Origin of the sequence: Tomitella gaofuii, assembly GCF_014126825.1 — a bacterium.
Lineage (GTDB): Bacteria > Actinomycetota > Actinomycetes > Mycobacteriales > Mycobacteriaceae > Tomitella > Tomitella gaofuii.
This window is the reverse complement of sequence record NZ_CP059900.1, coordinates 694,466-716,042: the sequence shown is the minus strand read 5'-3', so window position 1 is coordinate 716,042 and position 21,577 is coordinate 694,466. Positions and strand designations below refer to the sequence as shown.

22 protein-coding genes, 1 tRNA gene, 1 pseudogene and 1 riboswitch are annotated in these 21,577 nt (G+C 70.4%); of the genes and pseudogenes, 9 read left to right on the top strand and 15 right to left on the bottom strand.

The window, feature by feature from the left end:
• Nucleotides 1-10 precede the first annotated feature (10 nt).
• Nucleotides 11-481 carry a GatB/YqeY domain-containing protein gene (locus tag H4F70_RS03325; RefSeq protein WP_182359028.1) on the bottom strand — a complete coding sequence of 157 codons (471 nt, stop codon included), beginning with the start codon at nt 479-481 and terminating at the stop codon, nt 11-13.
• 206 nt (nt 482-687) lie between these two features.
• On the opposite strand from H4F70_RS03325, the gene H4F70_RS03320 reads away from it, so the two are divergent.
• On the top strand, nt 688-1,605 hold the full coding sequence (locus tag H4F70_RS03320; RefSeq protein WP_235681473.1) for a metallophosphoesterase: 918 nt from the start codon (nt 688-690) through the stop codon (nt 1,603-1,605).
• 63 nt (nt 1,606-1,668) lie between these two features.
• Nucleotides 1,669-1,742, top strand: a tRNA-Pro gene (locus H4F70_RS03315).
• A gap of 74 nt (nt 1,743-1,816) precedes the next feature.
• Here H4F70_RS03315 and H4F70_RS03310 read toward each other — a convergent pair.
• From H4F70_RS03310 to H4F70_RS03290, 5 genes are read right to left on the bottom strand one after another with little or no spacing between them, the layout of a single operon-like run.
• Nucleotides 1,817-2,884: an alpha/beta hydrolase fold domain-containing protein gene (locus H4F70_RS03310; RefSeq protein ID WP_182359027.1), complete on the bottom strand. Its 1,068-nt coding sequence runs from the start codon at nt 2,882-2,884 to the stop codon at nt 1,817-1,819.
• Between the two features lie 25 nt (nt 2,885-2,909).
• Nucleotides 2,910-4,604 carry an ABC transporter ATP-binding protein gene (locus H4F70_RS03305; RefSeq protein WP_182359026.1) on the bottom strand — a complete coding sequence of 565 codons (1,695 nt, stop codon included), beginning with the start codon at nt 4,602-4,604 and terminating at the stop codon, nt 2,910-2,912.
• Entirely contained in the window at nt 4,601-5,491 is an 891-nt protein-coding gene (locus tag H4F70_RS03300; protein ID WP_182359025.1) for an ABC transporter permease, read from the bottom strand. Before H4F70_RS03300 ends, H4F70_RS03305 begins: the two co-directional genes overlap by 4 nt.
• Entirely contained in the window at nt 5,488-6,444 is a 957-nt protein-coding gene (locus H4F70_RS03295) for an ABC transporter permease (RefSeq protein WP_182347339.1), read from the bottom strand. The genes H4F70_RS03300 and H4F70_RS03295 overlap by 4 nt, the downstream gene beginning before the upstream one ends.
• A complete protein-coding gene (locus tag H4F70_RS03290; RefSeq protein ID WP_182359024.1) occupies nt 6,444-8,036 on the bottom strand; it encodes an ABC transporter substrate-binding protein in 1,593 nt (530 codons plus the stop codon). The genes H4F70_RS03295 and H4F70_RS03290 overlap by 1 nt, the downstream gene beginning before the upstream one ends.
• Before the next feature lie 204 nt (nt 8,037-8,240).
• Between H4F70_RS03290 and H4F70_RS03285 the strand changes: the two genes are divergently transcribed.
• Genes H4F70_RS03285 through H4F70_RS03270 form a run of 4 tightly spaced genes read left to right on the top strand, consistent with a single transcriptional unit; the run spans nt 8,241 to nt 11,510 of the window.
• On the top strand, nt 8,241-9,137 hold the full coding sequence (locus H4F70_RS03285; protein WP_220471766.1) for a TetR/AcrR family transcriptional regulator: 897 nt from the start codon (nt 8,241-8,243) through the stop codon (nt 9,135-9,137).
• Nucleotides 9,134-10,018 (top strand): beta-keto acid cleavage family enzyme, encoded by an 885-nt coding sequence (locus H4F70_RS03280; RefSeq protein ID WP_182347341.1) that lies wholly within the window; start codon nt 9,134-9,136, stop codon nt 10,016-10,018. Before H4F70_RS03285 ends, H4F70_RS03280 begins: the two co-directional genes overlap by 4 nt.
• A 44-nt stretch (nt 10,019-10,062) precedes the next feature.
• On the top strand, nt 10,063-11,046 hold the full coding sequence (locus tag H4F70_RS03275) for a 3-hydroxyacyl-CoA dehydrogenase NAD-binding domain-containing protein (RefSeq protein WP_182359023.1): 984 nt from the start codon (nt 10,063-10,065) through the stop codon (nt 11,044-11,046).
• Complete coding sequence (locus tag H4F70_RS03270) at nt 11,043-11,510, top strand: thioesterase family protein (protein WP_220471765.1); 468 nt, start codon at nt 11,043-11,045, stop codon at nt 11,508-11,510. Before H4F70_RS03275 ends, H4F70_RS03270 begins: the two co-directional genes overlap by 4 nt.
• Nucleotides 11,511-11,533: 23 nt before the next feature.
• Here H4F70_RS03270 and H4F70_RS03265 read toward each other — a convergent pair whose 3' ends face one another.
• From H4F70_RS03265 to H4F70_RS03240, 6 genes are all read right to left on the bottom strand, one after another.
• Nucleotides 11,534-13,693 carry a BCCT family transporter gene (locus H4F70_RS03265; RefSeq protein WP_182359022.1) on the bottom strand — a complete coding sequence of 720 codons (2,160 nt, stop codon included), beginning with the start codon at nt 13,691-13,693 and terminating at the stop codon, nt 11,534-11,536.
• 147 nt (nt 13,694-13,840) lie between these two features.
• Complete coding sequence (locus H4F70_RS03260; protein ID WP_182360135.1) at nt 13,841-14,605, bottom strand: HAD-IIA family hydrolase; 765 nt, start codon at nt 14,603-14,605, stop codon at nt 13,841-13,843.
• 129 nt (nt 14,606-14,734) lie between these two features.
• A complete protein-coding gene (locus H4F70_RS03255) occupies nt 14,735-14,953 on the bottom strand; it encodes a hypothetical protein (protein ID WP_182359021.1) in 219 nt (72 codons plus the stop codon).
• Between the two features lie 56 nt (nt 14,954-15,009).
• Entirely contained in the window at nt 15,010-15,378 is a 369-nt protein-coding gene (crcB, locus tag H4F70_RS03250) for a fluoride efflux transporter CrcB (RefSeq protein ID WP_182359020.1), read from the bottom strand.
• On the bottom strand, nt 15,375-15,839 hold the full coding sequence (locus tag H4F70_RS03245) for a fluoride efflux transporter FluC (RefSeq protein ID WP_182359019.1): 465 nt from the start codon (nt 15,837-15,839) through the stop codon (nt 15,375-15,377). The genes crcB and H4F70_RS03245 overlap by 4 nt, the downstream gene beginning before the upstream one ends.
• A 15-nt stretch (nt 15,840-15,854) precedes the next feature.
• A riboswitch (Fluoride riboswitch) is annotated at nt 15,855-15,936 on the bottom strand.
• Between the two features lie 34 nt (nt 15,937-15,970).
• A complete protein-coding gene (locus H4F70_RS03240) occupies nt 15,971-16,183 on the bottom strand; it encodes a dodecin (RefSeq protein ID WP_182347345.1) in 213 nt (70 codons plus the stop codon).
• A gap of 126 nt (nt 16,184-16,309) precedes the next feature.
• Here H4F70_RS03240 and H4F70_RS03235 point away from each other — a divergent pair, with 126 nt between their 5' ends.
• The 3 genes and pseudogenes from H4F70_RS03235 (at nt 16,310) to H4F70_RS03225 (ending at nt 18,127) form a co-directional block, all read left to right on the top strand.
• Nucleotides 16,310-17,308, top strand: a complete 999-nt coding sequence (locus H4F70_RS03235) for a pirin family protein (RefSeq protein WP_182359018.1) — start codon at nt 16,310-16,312, stop codon at nt 17,306-17,308.
• A pseudogene (locus H4F70_RS03230) lies at nt 17,305-17,751 on the top strand (asparaginase); the annotation flags it as partial. The gene H4F70_RS03235 and the pseudogene H4F70_RS03230, both read left to right, overlap by 4 nt.
• A gap of 106 nt (nt 17,752-17,857) precedes the next feature.
• Complete coding sequence (locus H4F70_RS03225; protein WP_235681314.1) at nt 17,858-18,127, top strand: L-asparaginase family protein; 270 nt, start codon at nt 17,858-17,860, stop codon at nt 18,125-18,127.
• Between the two features lie 12 nt (nt 18,128-18,139).
• Here the strand turns inward: H4F70_RS03225 and H4F70_RS03220 are convergent, their stop codons facing one another.
• The 3 genes from H4F70_RS03220 to H4F70_RS03210 all read right to left on the bottom strand — a co-directional run bounded on the left by H4F70_RS03220 (nt 18,140) and on the right by H4F70_RS03210 (nt 21,536).
• Nucleotides 18,140-19,120: a patatin-like phospholipase family protein gene (locus tag H4F70_RS03220; protein ID WP_182359016.1), complete on the bottom strand. Its 981-nt coding sequence runs from the start codon at nt 19,118-19,120 to the stop codon at nt 18,140-18,142.
• 107 nt (nt 19,121-19,227) lie between these two features.
• Nucleotides 19,228-20,265 (bottom strand): aspartate-semialdehyde dehydrogenase, encoded by a 1,038-nt coding sequence (locus H4F70_RS03215; RefSeq protein ID WP_182359015.1) that lies wholly within the window; start codon nt 20,263-20,265, stop codon nt 19,228-19,230.
• A 5-nt stretch (nt 20,266-20,270) separates the two neighbouring features.
• Nucleotides 20,271-21,536, bottom strand: a complete 1,266-nt coding sequence (locus H4F70_RS03210; RefSeq protein ID WP_182347350.1) for an aspartate kinase — start codon at nt 21,534-21,536, stop codon at nt 20,271-20,273.
• Nucleotides 21,537-21,577: the final 41 nt, after the last annotated feature.

Genomic DNA, 21,577 nt, shown 5'->3' with positions numbered 1-21,577 from the left:
CGGGCGCCGATCAGCCCGCCAGGCGGGATTTCACCACACTCGACAGCCTGGATCCGTCCGCGCGTCCCGCGGCGCGGGCCGTCGCCGCCTTCATGATCTGCCCCATCTGACGCATCCCCGGCTCCGCGCCCAGTTGCTCGCGCACCTCCGCGACGGCCTCGTCGACCACCCGGCCCAGTTCGTCGTCGTCCAGCTGCCGCGGCAGGTACGCGGCGAGGATCTCCTCCTCGGCCCGCTCCTTGCGCGCCAGTTCCGCCCGGCCGGCATCGTCGAACACCTGCGCGGCCTCCAGGCGCTTCTTCGACTCCTTGGCGATGACCTTGAGCACCTCGTCGTCGGTGAGGGTGCGCGCCTCCTTGCCCGCGACCTCCTCCGCCTGCACCGCGGACAGCACCATCCTCAGCGTCCCGGTACGCAGCGGATCCTTGGCCTTCATCGAGGCGGTGAGGTCGCCGCGGATCTGATCCTTGAGTTCTCCCATAGCGTGAAACGGTACGCGCCCCGGACGCGCACCCCGGCCCGCGCACCCTGGCTTCCTGCACCCGTGCCCTGTGCACAGCCGTTCGGACGGTGGGCGCCTGCCGTATCGTGGCAGACGTGGGCACAACTTCTGGAACGCACTGGACACCTCGCCCCGCGAGCGGCCCGCGGGTCCCCGGCGGCCCCGCCTGGAAGGCGCTCGGAGCGGTGGTCGCCGCGGGCGCGGCGTCGCTCGGCTACGCCACGCTGATCGAGCGCAACGCGTTCGCGCTGCGCTCCGCCACCCTCGAGGTGCTCGCCCCGGGCTCGCCGAGCATCCGCGTGCTGCACCTCAGCGACCTGCACATGCTGCCCCGGCAGCAGCTCAAGCAGGCATGGGTGCGCGAACTCGACGCGCTCGAGCCGGATCTCGTGGTCAACACCGGCGACAACCTTGCGCACCCCCGCGCGGTACCCGCCGTGGTGCAGGCGCTCGGCGGCCTCCTGGACCGCCCCGGCGCGTTCGTCTTCGGCAGCAACGACTACTTCGGCCCGGTCGCGAAGAACCCGCTCAAGTACTTCGACCGCGATCACCGGCGCGTCCCCGGCCCCCCGCTGCCATGGCAGGACCTGCGCGCCGCGTTCATCGAACGGGGATGGATCGACGCCACCCACCGCACGCAGGAGATCACCGCCGGGGGCAACACGATCAGCGTCGCCGGCGTGGACGATCCGCATCTGCAGCGCGACCGTTACGACACGATCGAGGGCAAGGCCGATACCTCCGCCGACCTGCGCCTGGCCCTGAGCCACTCCCCCGAACCACGGGTGCTGGACCACTTCGCCTCCGACGGCTACGACCTCGCCCTGTGCGGGCACACCCACGGCGGCCAACTGTGCCTCCCCGCGTACGGCGCGCTGGTGACAAACTGCGGCATCGACCGCTCACGGGTCAAAGGACCGTCGCAATGGGGCGAACACATGCGGTTGCACGTTTCGGCCGGACTGGGCACCTCGCCGTACGCCCCCGCCCGCTTCTTCTGCCGACCGGAGGCCACCCTGCTCACACTCGTCCCCGTGCAGGTCGACAGCCGCGCGGCGGCCGACGGGGAGGCCGTTTCGCACTCCGGGGCAGGTGTGCGCTAGACTCAGCGAGGCTTGTTCGGGAGTGCCCGGGGAGGATTTTCCGCGTGCACTGTCGGTCCGCCACGGGGTGTGGCGCAGCTTGGTAGCGCGCTTCGTTCGGGACGAAGAGGTCGTGGGTTCGAATCCCGCCACCCCGACGCAATGAAGATGCCGGGACACCGCTCAGACGGTGTCCCGGCATTTTTCTGTCGTACTCGAGCGCCAAGCCTGGTCAGGCGGCCAGGAAGCGCGCCCGCACGAACTCCGCGCCGCAGGCGAGTTCCTCGTTCGCCTCGTCGAGCATCCGGCCGAAGTGCAGGAACGAGTGCAGCACGCCGGGCACCATGCGGAACCGCACGTCCTGGCCTCCCCGCCGGAGCGCCGCAGCGAGCGCCCGCGCATCGTCGGCGAGCGGGTCGAGCTCCGCGCCCACGACGTAGGCGGGCGGCAGCGGCGTGTCCAGATCCGCCGAGATGTGGTCGACGAGGGGCCCTTCGCGGTCGGCGGGGTCGTCGAAGACGGTGCTCTGGAAGCCCTGCAGATCCTGCGGTGCCATGCCGTCCCAGAAGCCGCCGTACTGCCTGCTCGTGGCGGAGTCGCGCAATCCGTGCCCGCCGTAGTAGAGCAGCATCGCCCGCAGCGCCCCGCTGGCGGCGGCCGCCGCGTGCAGGTCGATGCCGGGCAGGGCCGCAGGGCGGTCACGCAGCAGCAGCGCCGTCGCCATCGACAGCATCGCCCCCGCGGAATCGCCCGCCACCGCCAGCCTGGTCGGGTCGATCCCGTGCCGTCGGCCGTGCACCGCCAGCTCGGCGACCACGCCCGCGCACTCGTGCAGCGCCTGGGGGAACCGGACCTCCGGCGACAGCGAGTATTCCACGCCGACCACGGCCGCGCCGCTCCTGTCGGCGAGAACCCGCATGATGCGGTCGTGCGTGTCGAGATCCCCCACGGTGAACCCGCCGCCGTGGAAGTACACGACCGCCGGTGTTTCCGCGGCGGAGGTCGGGCGGTGGATGCGGATCGGCACGTCCGTGCCCGCAGCGCGGATCCGCAGCTCGTCGGTCGCCGCCATCCTCGGCCCGCCTTCGTTCCAGAACCTCCGCTCATCGCGGTATTCGGCGCGCATGGCCGCGACCGGGTCCGCGGGGACGTCGCCTCCGCCCGCCACCGCGGCCGCCCGCGCCAGCTGGTGGATCACCACCCGGCGCATCTGCGGGGTGAGGCGCTCGCGCACGTGGCCGGGCACGTCGTCGATGCCGCGGGGGGTCGCAGCAGGGTGCGTGGAAGTGTCGTGCGTCATCGTTGCCTCTCCTCGGGGCTTCCGCTCACATGCGCGGGATGTGGGCGATGAGTTCGCGGGTGTAGTGGTGCTGCGGATCGTCCAGCACCTCGTCCACGGGGCCGTTCTCGACGATCCTGCCGCTCTGCAGCACGGCCAGGCGCTGGGCGATGTGGCGCGCCAGCGCGATGTTGTGCGTGACGAACAGCATGGCCATGCCGGTCTCCCACTGCAACGTCCGCAGCAGGTCGATGATCGCCGCCTGCACGGACACGTCCAGCGCGGACGTCACCTCGTCGCACACCAGCACGCTCGGGGCGTTGACGAGGGCCCGGGCGATGGCGGCCCGCTGGCGTTCGCCGCCGCTGAGATCGCCCGGGCGGCGGTCGATGAAGCTGCGGCCCAGCTCCACCTGGTCGAGCGCCTCCTGGACCATCTCCCGGCGTTGCCGCCCGGTGGTGCCGCCCGTCATCCGCAACGGCACCTCGATGGACTCGCCGATGGTGCGCCGGGGGTTCAGCGACGAGAACGGGCTCTGGAACACGTACTGGATGCTGCGCCGCTCCTCCGCGGTGCGCTGCCGGGTGCCGCGGGCGAGAGCGCCGCCGGAGAGCACGACGTCGCCGCGGTACCGGCTGTTGAGGCCGGCGATGCAGCGGGAAAGGGTCGTCTTGCCCGATCCGGATTCGCCCAGCAGCATCATGGATTCGCCGGCGCCCAGCGCGATGTCGATGCCGTCGAGAATCCGGGCCTTGCCGTAGGAGAGCCGCAGATCCCTGGTCCGCAGCAGGGCCTCCGACGCCGCCGGAGTCTCCGCCGCATCCGGTCCGGTCATGACGCGCGCGGAGCGCCCCCGGACCGGCGCCGGCGCGGCGAGGTGTTCCCCGGTGATGGCCTCGGTGTGCCCGATCCGGCGCTCCCCCTCCAGGTCCGGCACCGCCCGCAGCAGCCGCCGCGTGTACTCGTGCCGGGGGCGGTACAGCACTTCCGAGCACCCGCCGCGTTCGACGATGTCGCCGGTGAGCATGACGGCCACCGCGTCGGCCACTTCGGCGACCACCGCCAGGTCGTGGGTGATGTACAGGCCCGCCACGTCGTGACGGCGGGTCAGCTCGTGGATGGTCTCGAGCACGAGCGCCTGGGTGGTGACGTCGAGTCCCGTCGTCGGCTCGTCCAGCACCATCACCGACGGCCTGCACGCGAACGCCATGGCGATGCCGATGCGCTGCTGCTGGCCCCCGGACAGTTGGTGCGGGTACCGGCGCTGATACCCGGGGTCCCCGGGCAGCCCCACCTCCGGCAGCACCTCGGCCACGCGGGCCTTGCGCTCGGCGTCGGACCCGCCGAAGCCGTGGACCCGCAGCACCTCGAGGATCTGGTCGCCCACCCGCATGGCCGGGTTCAGCGAGAGCGCGGGATCCTGGGGCACGTAGGAGATGCGGCCGCCGCGGAGCTTGCGGCGCTCCGGTTCGGGCAGGTCCAGCACGTCGAGGGGCTCCCCGTCCTGGTACAGGTCCACGCCGCCGCCGGTGTGCCGCAGGCCGCGCCGGAAGTGGCCGAGGCAGGCCAGACCCGCCGTCGTCTTGCCGGATCCGGACTGGCCCACCAGTGCCAGCATCGCGCCGGCGTGCAGGTCGAAGGAGACGCCGTGCAGCACTTCCTTGCCGCCGGCGGTGGCCGCCACCCTCAGGTCCCGGGCGCGCAGGGCGACAGGCCCCGCGGTGGTCGTCTGGTTGTTCACTGTTGGTCCTCCACGTGCAGGTTCGCCGTGGCGCGCGCGAATGCGTCCGTGACGAGGTTCGTGCCGACGGTCAGCAGGGCGATGGCGATGATCGGCAGCAGCACGCCCCACGGCTGCACCGCCAGTGCGATGCGGTTCTCGTTGATCATCAAGCCCCAGCCGGCGGCGGGCGGCTGGAGCCCGAGCCCCAGGAACGACAGCGAGGCGATGTAGGCGATCGAATAGGTCATCCGCAGGCCCAGTTCCACCATGAGCGGGCCGGTGATGTTCGGCAGCACCTCGCGCGCGAGGATCCGCCACCGCGGAACGTTGTACATCTCCGCGGCGGTGATGTAGTCCTCAGTGATCACCGACAGAGTCGCGGACCGGGCGACGCGGGCGACGCTCGGCGCGTGGGTGATGCCGATGACGACGACGAGGACCCACCCCTGGGGCCCCAGCACGGTGATCGCCAGCAACGCGAACACGAGCTGCGGCAGGGCCAGCAGGATGTCGTTGCCGCGCATGATGACGCTGTCCACCCAGCCGCGGGTGTAGGCGGCGACCATGCCGAGCACCGTGCCGAGCGCCAGGCCCAGGACGGTGGCGAGCGCGGCGTAGACGAGCAGGCGCAGTCCGCCGTCGAGGAACCTGCTCAGCACGTCGCGGCCCAGGTTGTCCGTGCCGAACACCCCGTCGCCCTGGAACGGTTTGGCCGCGAACTCCGTGCTCGTGTACCCCGTGGCCCACGGCAGCAGCAGCGGCCCGAAGACGGCGACCGCCACGACGATGCCGGTGATCACGACGCCGATCTTCGCCTGCCGCTGCGCGATGAACCGCCGCCACAGGCTCGCGGGCGCGGACGCCTGCGCCTCCTGGCTGATGACGCCGTCCGGTTGTGCACTCATTTCGCCGGCTCCGTCCGCAGTTTCGGGTTGGTCACGATGCCGACGACGTCGGCCAGCAGGTTCACCACGATGTACACCGCGGCGATGAGCAGCGCGATGGTCTGCACCACCTGGATGTCGCGGTTGTGCACGGCGTCCACCAGCGCGGCGCCGATCCCCGGGTAGCGGAAGAGATACTCGACGACCACGATGCCGCCGGCGAGCCACGCCAGCTGGAAGGCGATCACCTGGGCGACCGGGCCGAGCGCATGCGGCATGGCGTGCCGGGTGATGACCTGCCTTTCCGGAACGCCCTTGAGCCGGGCCATCTCGACGAAGCCGCCGTCGAGGGCTTCGACCATCGTCGCCCGCATCATCCGGACGATGTACGGCAGCACCACGATCACGAGCGTGAGGATCGGCATCACCAGCTGCGGCGGGAAGTCCCACACATGGGTGCCCGGAGGGTTCATCGTCACCGCCGGCAGCACGTCGAACACGTTGGTCGACAACACGGCGATCAGGACGATGCCGATGACGAAGTCCGGCAGCGCGGCCACGACGAGCGTCGCGTACGTGGTGGCGTTGTCGGCGGCCTTGCCGCGGCGGATCGCGCTGTAGCTTCCGATGAGGATGCCGACGGGGATGCTGACGACCGCGGCGATCAGCATGAGCACCAGCGAGTTGACGATCTTCGGCCCCAGGTAGGCGCCGACCGACGCGCCCGTGGCCGTGGACGTGCCGAAGTCGCCGGTGAAGATGCCGCCGAGCCACTCCAGATACCGTTGCACCACAGGGTCGTTGAGGTTCAGCTGTTCGCGCAGCGCCGCCAGCCGTTCCGGCGTCGCCTGCTGCCCCAGGATCGCCTGCGCCGGGTCGCCGGGCAGGAGCAGCGTCGCGATGAACACGAGCACGCTGACCAGGAACAGGATGACGACGCTGATCGCGAGGCGCTTGGCGATGAAACGTGCCATCACTGCGCCTCCCTCATCCACACTTGACGGAACCGGAAGCCGGACAACGCGAGCCCGGTGCGGTCGGGCACCAGTCCGCCCACATACCGCTGGTAGGCGTCGATCTGGTTGGCGAAGCCCCAGATGATGTACCCGCCCTCGTCGTAGAGGATCTTCTGGGCCCGCCGGATCAGCTCGGTGCGCGGACCCTCATCGACCGTCGCGGTGGCCTGCTTGACCAGGCGCGTCAGCTCGGGGTTGTCCATGTGGGTCTCGTTGAAGGCCGACTTCGGCAGGCTGCAGGTCATCGCCTGCGGAAGGAAGTCGCGCGTGTAGTAGAAGTCCTGCGCGAAGGTCCACTTGAGGTAATCGTCACCGAAGAAGGTCGTCGGCTCCACGCGCCGGATGTCGACGGTGATTCCGGCGCCCTTGGCCTGCTGCGCGAACACCTGCGCCGCCTCGACCGCGCCCGCTTGGATGTTGGAGGTGACCAGTTCGACGGTGATCCCGTCGGGGTGCCCGGCCTCGGCCAGCAGACGCCGGGCCTTGTCGAGGTCCTGGGTGCGCTGGGGCAGGTTCTTCGAGTACGCGCTGTCGAACGGCGCGTACATGTCGTTGCCGACCCGCCCGTGCCCGCTGTAGACCTGGCGGACCATCTGCTCCCTGTCGACGGCCAGCCGGAATGCCTCGCGCACCCGGTTGTCGTCGAACGGAGCCTGATCCACCCGCATGGTGAACGGCGTCCACGACCCGGTCTCCGAGTTGAGGATGTCGATGCGCGGGTCGGATTCGAGCACCTCGACGAGCGCCGGCGGGATCTGGCCGATGGCGTCCACCTGGTTCGACAACAGCGCGTTGATCAGGGCGTCGTCGTCGTTGAAGTTGAGGATCGTCAGCTCGTCCAGGTAGGGCTGGTCGTCGTGCCAGTAGTGCTCGTTGCGCGCGAACGTGCTCTGCTGGCTCGCAGTGAACGACTTGTACCGGAACGGCCCGGTGCCCACGGGACGTTGCGGGTCGTAATCGACGGGCACGATCCCGGAGGTGTACGCGGCGAGCAGCCGGTCGAAGTACGACACCGGCGTGTCGAGGTGGAAGCGCACGAGGTGCTCGCCGACGACCTCGATCTCCCGCAGAGGCTGCAGGTCCACGGCCCCGTTCTTCGGGTCGTCCGGGTCGGTGATCCGCAGGAACGTCGCCTTGACGTCGCGGCCCGTCATCGGCCTGCCGTCGTGGAACACCACGTCGTCGCGCAGGTGGACGGTCCACACGCGCCCGTCGGGCGTCACCTCCGCCTTCGTCGCCAGTCCGGGCCGCAGGCCGTATTCGTGGTCGAGCTCGAGAAGCGTGTCGTACAGGTTGACGACGCGTGCGATGTCCGTGGTGTTCACGGACAAGTGCGCGTCGAGCGTGTCCGTCGCACCGCCGCCGGTGAGTCCCACGCGGAGCCTGCCGCCGGGCGTCGGGGTGCCGCTCATATCGAAGGAGCCCGCGGTGGCGGAGCTCCCGCATGCGGCGAGGATGAGGGCGGTCCCCATTCCGAGGCCCGCACCGAGGAATCCGCGGCGGCTCAAGGCCGCCCCGCCGGCGGGGGCCGATCGTTGTTCACTGTTCATTTTGTCGCCTTCAGGTACGTGCCGGTCCGGTTCCGTCGTGCGCTACGCATCAGATCCGTTCTCGAGTCGACAGTGGGACATGCAATAGCCGCCCTCCGGAGCGCCACGGGCGTGGCGCCCCGGAGGACTTTCGATTCGCGATGCAATTTCTAACACATCATCAGATACTTGCGATGGAAGCAAGTTGCTGACTATGCTTCAGGTGTGAGCAAGTCGGAGGGGATGGCGGAAGCCGTCGGCGGCCGTGCACGCACCGCCATCCGGGGGTCCGCGATGGCGCAGCGCGATGTCGCGGGTCGCATCGGCCTGGACGAGACCAAGCTTTCGAAGTCGCTGGGCGGCACGCGCCGCTTCTCCACGGACGAGCTGCTGGCGTTGGCGACCGTCACGGGCGTCACCGTCCAGTGGCTGCTGACGGGGGGCGAAGACTCGGGTTCGAACGTCGAATCCGTGTCCGCCACACCACCACCCGAGACCCTCCCCTCCCGTCACCCGGAGAGCGAGGAGCAGGCGCTGCGCAGACGCACGCTCGTCGAGCGGGCGTGGTGGCTGTTCGCCGAGCACGGCTACGACGGCGTCCGCATCAGTGACATCGCCGACGCCGCCGGCGCCTCCAGCGCGTCCGTGCACTACTACTTCCCCTCCAAGCGCGACGTATTCGCCGAGGTGCTGCGCTACTCGGTGAAGCTGGCGTTCGACCGCCAGAGCGCCCGCCTCACCGACGTCGACGACCCGGCGTCACAGCTCAAGACCCTTGTGCGCCTGCAAATGCCGGCGGATCGCCTGCGCAGGGCCGAGTGGTCGATCTGGCTGCAGACGTGGGCGGCCGTCGCCGTCGACGGCGACCGCTTCGAGCACGGCCCCAGCTACCGCCGCTGGTGGGAGACCGTCCGCGGCGTCATCGCCGAGGGCACCCGCACCGGCGCGTTCACGGACGCCCCGCCCGACCGGACCGCCGACGTCCTCACCGCCTACATCGACGGGCTCGGCATCCGCGTGCTCACCGGACTGCTCGGCCCGCAGGAGATGGCCGAGCAGGTGGACAACTTCATAGACCGCAATCTCATCGCCCACGCACTACCGGTTAGGACCGTTCCATGAACCGTCACGTCATCCTCACCTGCGCCGTCACCGGGGCCGGCGACACCGCCGGCCGGTCCGAGCACGTTCCCGTCACCCCGCAGCAGATCGCCGACTCCGCCATCGACGCGGCGCGCGCCGGCGCCTCCATCGTCCACATCCACGTGCGCGATCCGCAGACCACCCTCGGCTCCCGCAAGACCGAGTACTACGCCGAGGTGCAGCGCCTCATCGCCGCATCGGATGTGGACCCGGTGATCAACATGACCGCGGGCATGGGCGGCGACTACGTGATCGACCCGCAGAATCCGATGCAGCACGTGGAGGGCACCGACCTGGTCAGCCAGGCCACCCGCCTCGAGCACGTCGAGGCGCTGCGGCCGGAGATCTGCACGCTCGACTGCGGCACGCTCAACTTCGGCGAGGGCAGCTCCACCTACATCTCCACCCCGGACATGATGCGCGAGGGCGCGGCCCGCATCCGCGAGCTGGGCGTCAAGCCGGAGCTGGAGTGCTTCGACACCGGCAACGTCTGGTTCGCCAACGTGATGTACCAGGAGGGCCTGCTCGACGACCCACCGTTCTACCAGATCTGCCAGGGCATCCCCTACGGCGCGCCCGCCGACGGCGCCCTGCTGGAGGCCGAGGTGGCGATGCTGCCGAAGACGGCCGAGTTCACCGCGTTCGCGATCTCACGCAACCAGTTCGAATGGGTCGCGCGCTCCGTGCTGGCCGGCGGCCACGTGCGCGTGGGCCTGGAGGACAACCTGTACCTGTCCAAGGGGGTCAAGGCCACCAATGCCCAGCTCGTGCAGCGGGCCGGCGAGATCATCGACTCTCTCGGCGCCCGGGTCGCCACCCCGGACGAGACCCGCGAGCTCCTCGGCCTCCGCCCGCACTGAGCCCTCACCGCACCGCGTTCCGCCCCGAACTGAAAGCAGCGATCATGGAACTCCGTGACATGAAGACCATCGACACCGTCGCCTGCGTGGGCGCCGGAGTCATCGGCGGCGGCTGGGCCGCCTACTTCCTCGCCCGCGGGCTGCGCGTCCGCGTGTGGGATCCCGCGCCGGAGGCCGGCGAACGGCTCGCGCGACTCATCGACAACGCCTGGCCGGCCCTCACCGCGCTCGGTCTCGCCGACGGCGCAGACAAGGACGCCTGGACCGTGCACACCGACCTGGCCGAGGCGCTCGACGGTGTCGGGTTCGTCCAGGAGTCTGCGCCGGAGAACCTCGAGATGAAGCAGCGGCTGCTCGCCGACATCGCCGCCGCGGCCCCGGCGGACGCCGTGATCGGGTCGTCCACCTCCGGCTACAGCATGACGGAGATGGCGCAGACGGCCGTCGCGGAGGCGCCGGACGGCGCGGCGCGGCTCGTCGTCGGGCATCCGTTCAACCCGCCCTACCTGATCCCGCTCGTGGAGGTGGTCGGCGGCAAGCACACCGCCGCGGCCGCGGTCGACCGGGCCGCCGAGTGGTACACACTCATCGGCAAGTCGGTGATCCGCATGGACCGCGAGCTGCCCGGTTTCATCGCCAACCGCCTGCAGGAGGCGCTCTGGCGCGAGGCCCTGCACATGATCGACAACGGCGAGGCGACCGCCGAGCAGATCGACCGCTCGATCACCGACGGCCCCGGCCTGCGGTGGCCGCTGCTGGGCCCCATGCTCACCTTCCACCTGGCGGGCGGCCAGGGCGGCATGGCGCACAACCTGGACCACTTCGGCCCGTCGCTCAAGTCGCCCTGGACCCGGCTCGAGGCCCCCGAGCTGACCCAGGAGCTCCGCGACGCGGTGGTCGACAGTGTCGACGAGGCGGCGAAGGGCCGCACCATCGACGAGCTGATCCGCGCGCGCGACGCCTCGGTGATCGCCGTGCGCCAGGCCATCGCCGGCATCCGCCGCGACTACCCCGGCGGCCGGGAGTGAGCGCGCGCCCGGCACTGTCGACCTACCGGACGGCGGTCCGCCCGGAGTGGATCGACTACAACGGCCACATGTCCGAAGCCTTCTACGTTCTCGTGTTCGGGTACGCCACCGACGAGGCGATGGACGTGCTCGGCCTGGGGCCGCGGTACCGCGAGCGCACGGGCTGCTCGCTCTACACCGTCGAGGCGCACATCCGGTACTTGCAGGAGGTTCCGCTGGGCGCACCGCTGACGGTGCACACCGAGGTCGTCGGGGTCGCCGGCAAGAAGCTGCACCTGGCCCACTCCATGTCCGCCGCGCTCGCCGGCGCGGAGCCGGCCCTCGTGTCCACCGAGGAGATCCTGGGCGTGCACGTGGACCAGAACGCGGGCGGTGCGGTGCCGTTGCCGGACGAGGTGCTCACCGCCGCGCGCGGCGCGCAGACGCCCGCGCCGGCGTGGAGCGGCCGCGCCGTCGGCGTCTGAGGGGCACCCGCGGGGCGACGTTGCTACTGCTCGTCGTCCCGCGGCCCCTCGTCTGCGGACGTGCGGGAGTCGTCTCCGGCCCCGCCGGTTCCGTCGTCGCGCCCGCGCGCGCGAACCGACTCCTGCCGGCGTACGAGCTGTTCGCGCATCCGGTTGTCCAGCAGTTCCCGCTCGAGGGCCTCGCGTTTGCGTGCCAGCCGCTCGAGCTTGCGGCCGGTCGCCAACGCCAGGTCGCCCGACGCGGTGAGGTCCGGGCGGTCCGGCCCCTTCGGCTGGATGCGGCCCGGGTCGAGCGTGCGGCGCACGTCGTCCGCGTCCACCACGCCCACTTCCTCCGCCGCCTTGATGTACCACTCGACGAGGTCCGGGTCGCGGCTGTCGAGCCAGGCTCCGGCGCCCGCGTCGGACGACACCGCGCTGGAGCCGAAGACGAAGTCGTCGCCGTGGTTGGCGATGCCCAGGCGCACCCCCTGTGCGATCGCGGCACGCGCGTACTTGTGGCGCAGCATGTACGGGTCGGTGCGCAGGTCCTTGCCCCAGGACACCATCATGCCCATGATGACGAACGCGAACGGCAGCGACGACACGACCATGATCGATTGCAGCCCGCCCAACGCATCGGAGCCGCCGGCCAGCAGCAGCGACGCCGCGGTGAGCCCCAGCAGGACGCCCCAGCAGATCGTCACCCAGGTGGACGGCTCCGGCTTGCCACGCTGACTCATCGACCCCATGACGATCGACGCCGAATCCGCGGAGGTCACGAAGAACACGACGATGGAGATCATCGCGATCACCGCGGTGACGGCGCCGAACGGCAGGTTGTCGAGCATGCCGAACAGCATCGCCTCCGGCGAACCCCCGGCGTCGACGCTTTTGCCGTTCATCTTCTGCCACATCGAGGTCCCGCCGAACACGGCGAACCACATGAAGCAGACCCCCGCGGGCACGAGTATCACGACGGTGACGAACTCACGCAGCGTCCGGCCGCGGGAGATCTTGGCGATGAACATGCCGACGAACGGCGTCCACGACACCCACCACGCCCAGTAGTAGGTGGTCCACGCGGACATGAACTCCGCAGTGCCGCCACCCTCGTTGCCGTTGCGGATGATCATGGTGCCCAACTCGTTGAAGAACGACGCGACCCCGGCCGGCATGAGGTTGAGCAGGAACAGCGTGGGCCCCGCGATGAAGACGAACACCGCGAGCAGCCCCGCGATGACCATGTTGATGTTGGACAGCATCCGGATGCCGCGCTTGATCCCCGACACCGCAGAGACGATGAACGCCGCGGTGAGCACCGCCATCGTGCCGATGATGAACGTGTTGCCCAGGTGGCCCGCACCGGTGACGACCTCGGTGCCGCGCGCGATCTGCATCGCTCCGATGCCCAGCGAGATCGCGGTGCCGAACAGGGTCACGATGATCGCGAAGATGTCGATGACGGCGCCGAGCGGCCCGTGCGTGCGGGTGCCGAAGATCGGTTCGAAGATCGCCGAGATCAGCGGGGGACGGCCGCGACGGTAGGCGCTGTAGGCGATGGCGCCGCCGACGAGCGCGTAGAACGCCCACGCGATGGGGCCCCAGTGCAACATCGTCTGCGCCAGCGCCGTCTGCGCCGCGTCGACGGTCTCGGGGGACACCTCGAACCCGTGCGGCGGGTCCATGAAGTAGGTGAGCGGCTCGTACGGGCCGTAGAACAGCAGCCCGATGCCCATGCCGGCGGAGAAGAGCATCGCCACCCACGACACGGTGGTGAACTCGGGCTCCTCGTCGTCCGCGCCCAGGCGCACGCCGCCGGTGCGACTGTAGCCGAGCACGAGCATGAACGCGGCGATCACCAGGGCCAGCACGCCGTACATCCAGCCGAAATTGGTGGTCACCCACTGAAGGGACTCGTCACCGACGGACTTGATGTTGTCCGGCGCCACGAACGCCCACACGATGACCGCCGCGATGAGCAGTCCCGAGACGACGAACACCGGCGGGCTCGTGTTGAACACCCGTCCCGTGCGCTCCACGCCGATCCCCGGGATGAGCGCCGGATGCACCAGGCTGCGATCCGATACCTGCTTGATCAGCCGTTTGGCCGGCTCCCGCATCCGCTCGGTCCGGCGATGTGCGCGGTCGTCGGGGCGTGCATGGTCGTCGGGGCGGGGCCCGCCTGCGTCGTCGTTGTCCATCACCACTCCCACGGCGGCCCTGGTCCCGTCGCATAGTGCGCCCGGCTGGAAACCGCCCATAATCCATCGGCAAGTAGATCGTATGGGCTGACCGCGGATCCCGCGGCGTGATGTCCGTCCGGGGCACGCGGCGCGGGGCGGTGCCGATCAGCCGGCGAAGGGGTCGCCGGTCCTGCCGACGAGGTCGGCGACGGAGTCCACCACGAGGGTGGGCCGGTACGGGTACATGCCCATCGTCTGCCGCGTGGAGATGCCGCTGAGCACGAGGATCGTCCGCATGCCCGCCTCGAGGCCCACCACCACATCGGTGTCCATCCGGTCGCCGATCATCAGGGTCTGTTCCGAGTGCGCCCCCAACGCGCGCAGCGCGGACCGCATCATCAGCGTGTTCGGCTTGCCCACGAAGTACGGTTCGCGTCCCGTCGCCCTGCTGATGAGCGCCGCCACGGCGCCCGTCGCGGGCAGCGAACCGTCGCGCGACGGGCCCGTCGGGTCCGGGTTGGTGGCGATGAACCGCGCACCCCGCTCCACCAGGCGGATCGCCGTGGTGATCGCCTCGAACGAATAGGTGCGGGTCTCCCCCAGCACCACGTAGTCCGGGTCGCGATCGGTGAGCACGTAGCCGACGTCGTGCAGCGCCGTGGTCAGGCCCGACTCGCCGACGACGTACGCGCTGCCGCGAGGACGCTGCGAGTCCAGGAAACTCGCCGTGGCGAGGGCCGACGTCCAGATGGCCGACTCGGGCACGTCCAGCCCCGTCTGTCCCAGGCGTGCACGCAGGTCGCGGGGCGTGCGGATCGAGTTGTTGGTGAGCACCAGGAACGGGTTCCCGGCCTCGGTGAGCTCGGCGATGAGCTCGTCCGCCCCCGGGATCAGTGTCTCCTCATGGACGAGTACGCCGTCCATGTCCATGAGGTAGGTCCAGCGCCGCGCCGAGGTGTCCGTGTCATCCGCCACCTCCCCATCATGGCCTGCCCGCGCCGGTTGCACAGGCCGTGCGCCGGAATGCTGATGCGGGCGGGGCGCCCGCCCCGCCCCGACTCAGCGGGAGAGCTCGGGGACGACAAGGACCGGGCAGTGGCCGTGCCTGAGCAGTTGCACCGAGACGGCGTCGCCCAGAAGACGCTCCATGGCCGCCGCCAGGCCCGCTCCCAGCAACCCCGCGATCTCCGCAGCCTTCGCCAATGCGGCACGTCCGGCAGGCCGCCCGTCGAACCCCACCACGATGCACTGGTCGTGCCCGCCGTCGTCGCCGTCCATCCCGTGACTCCTTCCGGCTCCGTACCTCATTTGCCGTCCGCCGCCCACCGTCCGCCCTACGACACCGAGGCGAGCCACAGGCCGAACGCCGCTACGCCCGCCGTGACGGCGAGCGTCCCGGCGACGTTCGCCAGCCCCGCCGTGTAGCGGCGCGCCTCCAGCAGGCGGACCGTTTCCACGCTCGCGGTGCTGAACGTGGTGAACCCGCCGCAGAATCCTGCGCCCGCGATGACGGTGAGACCCGTCGGAGCATCCTGGAACAGGACGAGCCCTGTGAGATATCCGAGCAGCAGCGAACCGAGTACGTTGATCGCGAACGTCGCCCACGGGAACCGCAGCGTGCGGCGGGACGTGATGGCGCCGTCCAGGAGGAATCGCGCCGTGGCTCCCCCGCCGCCGGCGAGCGCGACCCAGAGCGTCGTCATGTCCGGTCGCCTTCCGGGGGCTCGGCGGGCGCGACGGCTGCGGGCCACCGCATGCGTGCCCCCACCGCGATGCCGAGGGCACAGGTGACGGCGCCGACCAGGACCGTCGCGAGCGCGTACGACGCGGCGGCGACCGTGTGACCGCGGTGCACCAGCAGGTCGGTATCCACTGCGAGCGTGCTGTAGGTGGTGAAAGCGCCGAGCATTCCGGTCCCCACGCCCAGTCGCGCGAGGGTAGATGCGCGGCCGGCGGAGCCGGCACGCTTGTGCCGGGTGAGCATCTCCAGCAGCATCCCCAGCAGGAACGCCCCCGTGATGTTGACGGCGAACGTCGTCACCGGCCAGTGCCCCGGGGCATCGGGGAAGAGCACGCCCAGGCCGTGGCGGGCGAAGGTGCCGACGACGCCGCCCACGGCGACCAGGGCTGCCAGCGCCGCCCGGGAGTGCGGTGGTGTGGACACACGTCTCCTTTCCTCTGAAGGGAAGGAGCCATCAGCCCCGGACGGGGCGGTTCAGGCCGACGCGCGGCCTCGGCGGAGATCCATCGCCGCATCCGAGCATAGCCGCTGCGGGCGGCCCACCGCAGCGGCGGTCAGTCCACGCGGAAACCGATCTTCAGCGTCACCTGCATGTACGCCACCGCGTCGTCCTCGACGTAACCGCGGGTCTCCACCACCTCGAACCATCCGATGTTGCGGATGGTCTCCGACGCCTTGGCGACGGCGTTGCGGATGGCCGCGTCGGTGCCGTCCGGCGAGGAGCCGACGACCTCCGTCATCCGATAGACGTGCCCCTCTGAACCCATCGTGATCACCTTCCTCGGCGAATCGACCGGAGCGTGCAGCATTCTCCTCCGACGCTACGGCAGCCCCGGCCGCGGCGGGCCCGGTTTCGGCCGCACCCGCACCGCGATCTCTGGCAGCATCGGGGCATGAGCAACGTCGAGGCGCATCCGCCGGAGGTCGTGTGCGGCGCGGAGGGACCGGCCGCGCACGCGATCGAGGTCATCTCCCCGCGGGACGTCCCTCTGGGCGGGCCCCGCGCGATGACGGTGCGGCGCACCCTTCCGCAGCGCACACGGTCGCTGATCGGCGCCTGGTGCTTCCTCGACCATTACGGGCCGGACGACGTCTCCGTCTCCGGCGGGATGGACGTCCCGCCGCACCCGCATACCGGACTGCAGACGGCGAGCTGGCTGTTCACCGGCGAGATCGAGCACCGCGACAGCCTGGGTGTGCACGCGATGGTGCGGCCGGGAGAGTTGAACCTGATGACCGCGGGTCGCGGCATCTGCCACTCCGAGGTGTCCACCCCGTCCACCACGGTGCTGCACGGCACGCAGCTGTGGATCGCGCTGCCGGAGGCGCATCGCGACGGCCCGCGCGACTTCGCGCACTACGTCCCCGACCCGGTCCGAGCCGGGCGGCTCACCGCCCGGGTGTTCCTCGGTGGGCTGCTGGGGTCGGAGTCGCCGGTGCGGACGGCGACTCCGCTGCTGGGAGCCGAACTGCTGCTGCCCGTGGGCGCGAGCGCCGAGTTCACGGTGGAACCGGCTTTCGAGCACGGCCTGATGGTGGACGCCGGCGCCGTCGATCTCTGCGGGACCGTTCTGGAACGCGCCGACCTCGGCTTCGCGGCCGCGGGCAGGCCGACGCTGCGGATCACCAACCTGGCCGAGGTCCCCGCCCGCATGCTGCTGCTGGGCGGCCCCCCGTTCGGCGAGGAAATCGTCATGTGGTGGAACTTCGTGGGCCGCTCGCACGAGGACATCGCCGCATACCGCGAGGAATGGCAGCAGCACTCCCCGCGCTTCGGCGCCGTGCAGGGGTACGGGGGCCACGAACCCGCGAGCCACGCCCCTGCAAGCATCGAACGCCTACCCGCGCCACCACTGCCCCACGCCCGCATCACACCCCGCCGCAACCGGTGACCCGCCCCGACACACGCGTGGTGGTCCTCGCCACCGGGGGCACCATCGCGGCCACGCGCGACGCCACCGGCGCACTGGCACCCGGGCGCAGCGCCGGCGATCTGCTCGCCGGCATCGCCGCCCGCACGGTGGCCGAGGCGCGCGCGGGCGCCGACGGCGTCGTCGTATTGCACGGCACCGACACGATGGAGGAGACCGCGCTCGTCACCGATCTGACTGTCGCCCAGACGCGGATCGCCGCGCCGGTGGTGTTCACCGGCGCGCAGCGCGGCGCCGACCACCCCGAGCCCGACGGACCCGGGAACCTGCTCCTCGCCCTGAACATCGCGGGCGGCGCACCCGGTTCCGCACCGCCGGGGGCGCGGATCGCTTTCGCCGGGAAGACGTTGCCCGTCTGGGGGACCCGCAAGACGAGCACCACAGCACTGGAAGGGTTCGAGACCTGGCCGGACGGGCGGGAGGCGGACGCGGCGCGGCAACGGGGGCTGGCCGCACTACCGGCGACCGGTCGCCCGGACTCGGCGGGGCCGCTCCCCCCGGGTGGACACCGTGGCGCTGTATCCCGGCGTCGACGCCACCGCGATCGACGCCCTGTGCGCCGTAGGCGCCCGCGGACTCGTGCTCGAGGCGATGGGGCCCGGCAACGCCAACGCCGCTGTGGTGCAGGCAGTGCGCCAGTCGATCGCCGCCGGTGTCGCTGTCGTCGTCTCCACCCGAGTGCCGTGCGGTCCCGCCTTCGCCGACTACGGCGGCGGCGGTGCCGACCTCGCCGACGCGGGCGCGCGGCCCGGCGACGTGGCGCAGGCCTTCACCGGCTGACCGACCGCCCGATCATCCGCCGAATCCGTGCCGGCACTGCGTCACATACTCGGCGAAGTCCCAGCCGGCCAGAAATCCGCGCGCGGACTCCGCGCCCCTGGCATAGAGCGCGTCCACCTGTGCGGCGGTGATGTCGAAATCGATGGGGCTCACCGCGTCGGACGGCACGAAGATCGTCCTGCGCACCGTGCACGGGTCGTTCATGTAGGCCGCATCCTGGTTGCTCAGCAGGGTGCCGAGGGCCGCCAGGGCGATCGAGAACGGCCCGCTCACCGCGTGCGTCGGCGGCACCAGGCCCGGGCGCGCGCTGAGCCGGATGCCGAAGGTGGGCCACAGCGGATCGGCGCTGTTCGGCCTGTCGAACAGCTCGATGGGAAAATCGTCCACCAGCCCGCCGTCCACCCACGTCGCACCCGATACCCGCACCGGCTGGAACAGGAACGGGATCGCCGCCGAGGCGCGCACCGCCTTCGCCACCGGGAACTCGTCGGGATCCTTCTCGTACGCGGGCAGGTCCCATGGGATGCGCACCAGCCGGCGCCGGGACAGGTCGCTGGCCGTGATCACCAGCGACCAGGCGTACTTGCGTTCCAGGCCGGCATCGTCGGCCTCGCCCAGCCGCAGGTCACCGAAGGTCCGCACCCCCAAGTCCTTCAGCACGCCCGCGACGAAGGATTCAAGATAGGCGCCCTCGTAGATGCCGTCCGCGGTGAGCAGCGAGAGCATGGAACCGACGAGGGGGACGCGGCCGACGAGGCTGCGGTCCTGGAACTTGGTGTAGTCGATCGCGTCGACGATGTCGTGCAGGCGGCCGAGCGGTTCGCCCGCCTTCTGCAGCGCTGCCACGAACGCCGCGACGATCGACCCCGCACTGGACCCCGCCACGCGTGGAAACGTGTAGCCGGCCTCGGCCAGCACGTCCACCGCCCCGACAAGGCCGATTCCGCGCACGCCCCCGCCCTCACAGACGAGGTCGGCCCGCTTGTCCGTCATGACGCACCTCGCACACAACTCCGATCACGTACTTTCCGTCGATTCTCCTCCCGGAATCGGCAGAAAGTACGTGATCGGCGTGCAGTGCCCGAGGCGATGCCCTGCGGCTACTCCTTGACCAGCAGCTCCGCGATCTGGATGGTGTTAAGCGCCGCGCCCTTGCGCAGATTGTCACCCGAGACGAACAGCGCCAGGCCGCGCCCCTCGGGGACGCCCTCATCCTTGCGGATGCGGCCGACGAGCGAGTTGTCCTGACCGGCGGCGGCGAGCGGGGTGGGCACGTCCACGAGTTCCACGCCCGGCGCGTCCGCCAGCAACTTCTGTGCGTCCTCCACGCTGAGGGGGCGGTCGAACTCGGCGTTGATCGCCAGCGAGTGGCCGGTGAACACCGGCACGCGCACGCAGGTGCCGGACACGAGCAGCTCGGGGATGCCGAGGATGCGGCGCGACTCGTTGCGCAGCTTCTGGTCCTCGTCGGTCTCGCCCGAGCCGTCGTCGACCAGGCCGCCCGCGAGCGCCACCACGTCGAACGCGATAGGCGCCACGTAGTTCTCGGGCTCGGGAAAGTCGGCGGCGGAACCGTCGTGCACCAGTTTCTCCGCGTCGTCGATGACGGCGCGGGTCTGCGAGGCCAGCTCCTTGATGCCGGCCAGCCCGCTGCCGGAGACGGCCTGGTAGGTGGAGACGATGAGCCGCTGGAGCCCGGCGGCCCCGTGCAGCGGCCCCAGCACCGGCATGGCGGCCATCGTGGTGCAGTTGGGGTTGGCGATGATGCCCTTCGGCCGGTTCGCCATGTCGCCCGGATTGACCTCGCTGACCACCAGCGGCACGTCGGGGTCCTTGCGCCACGCCGACGAGTTGTCCACCACCACGGCGCCTGCGGCCGCGAAGCGCGGAGCCTGCTCCTTCGACAGCGTGCCGCCGGCGGAGAACAGAGCGATGTCGATGCCCTTGAGGTCCTCATCGGGCGTGGCCGCCGTGTCCTCCACGACGATGTCCTCGTCGCGGAACGGCAGCGTCGTGCCCGCCGAGCGCGCGGACGCGAAGAACCGCACCTTGTCGGCGGGGAAGTTCCGCTCCTCGAGCAGGCGGCGCATCACCACGCCCACCTGGCCGGTGGCTCCTACTACTGCGAGTGTGGTCATCGGAATCAGCGCCCCGTTCCGGCGTAGACCTTGGCGGGCTCGTCGCCGCCCAGGTCGAACGCCTTGTGCACGACGCGGACGGCCTCGTCCACGTCGGTGTCCTTGACCAGTACCGAGATGCGGATCTCGGAGGTGGAGATCAAGTCGATGTTGATGCCGGCCTGGGCGAGCGCCTCGAAGAAGGTGGCAGTCACGCCCGGGTGGCTCTTCATACCCGCGCCCACCAGCGACACCTTGCCGATGTGGTCGTCGAACACCACGTTGCGGAACCCGATCCGGTCCTTGGCCGCGGTGAGGGCCTCGACGCACTTGGCGGTGTCGTCGGTGGGCAGTGTGAAGGTGATGTCGGTCTTGCCGGTCTCCATCTCGGAGACGTTCTGCAGCACCATGTCGATGTTGATGTCGGCGTCGGCGACCACACGGAACAGGCTGGCGGCGTATCCCGGCGAATCGGGTAGTCCCTGCACGGTGACCTGCGACTCGTCGCGATCGTGTGCGACGCCGGTGAGGACGGCTTCTTCCACGGGGATATCCTCCATCGATCCGGACACCATGGTGCCCGGCTTGTCGGTGTATGACGAGCGGACGTGGATGGGCAGGTTCGCTCCACGGGCGTACTCCACGCAGCGGAGCATGAGCACCTTGGACCCGCAGGCCGCCATCTCCAGCATTTCTTCGAACGAGATGTTGTCGAGCTTCTTCGCGTCGGGCACGATCCGCGGGTCTGCCGTGTACACGCCGTCGACATCCGAGTAGATCTCGCACACGTCGGCGTCGAGCGCTGCGGCCAGGGCGACAGCCGTGGTGTCGGAGCCGCCACGGCCCAGCGTCGTCACGTCCTTGGTGTCCTGACTGACGCCCTGGAATCCGGCGACCATCGCGATCGACCCCTCGTCGAGGGCCTGCTGCACGCGGCCGGGGGTGACGTCGATGATCTTGGCCTTGCCGTGCGCCGCCGTGGTGACGACGCCGGCCTGCGAACCGGTGAACGAGCGCGCCTCGGCGCCCAGGGAGCTGATCGCCATCGCCACGAGCGCATTGGAGATGCGCTCACCCGAGGTGAGCAGCATGTCCATCTCACGCGCGGGGGGCACCGGGTTCACCTGCTGGGCCAGGTCCAGGAGCTCATCGGTGGTATCGCCCATGGCGGAGACGACGACGGCGACGTGGTTGCCCTGCTTCTTCGTCTCGACGATCCGCTCGGCCACGCGCCGGATGCGGTCGGCGCTCTCCACCGACGATCCGCCGTATTTCTGCACGACGATTGCCACGCTAGGGTTCCTCCAGACAGTGCTGTTCGATCACAGGTCGT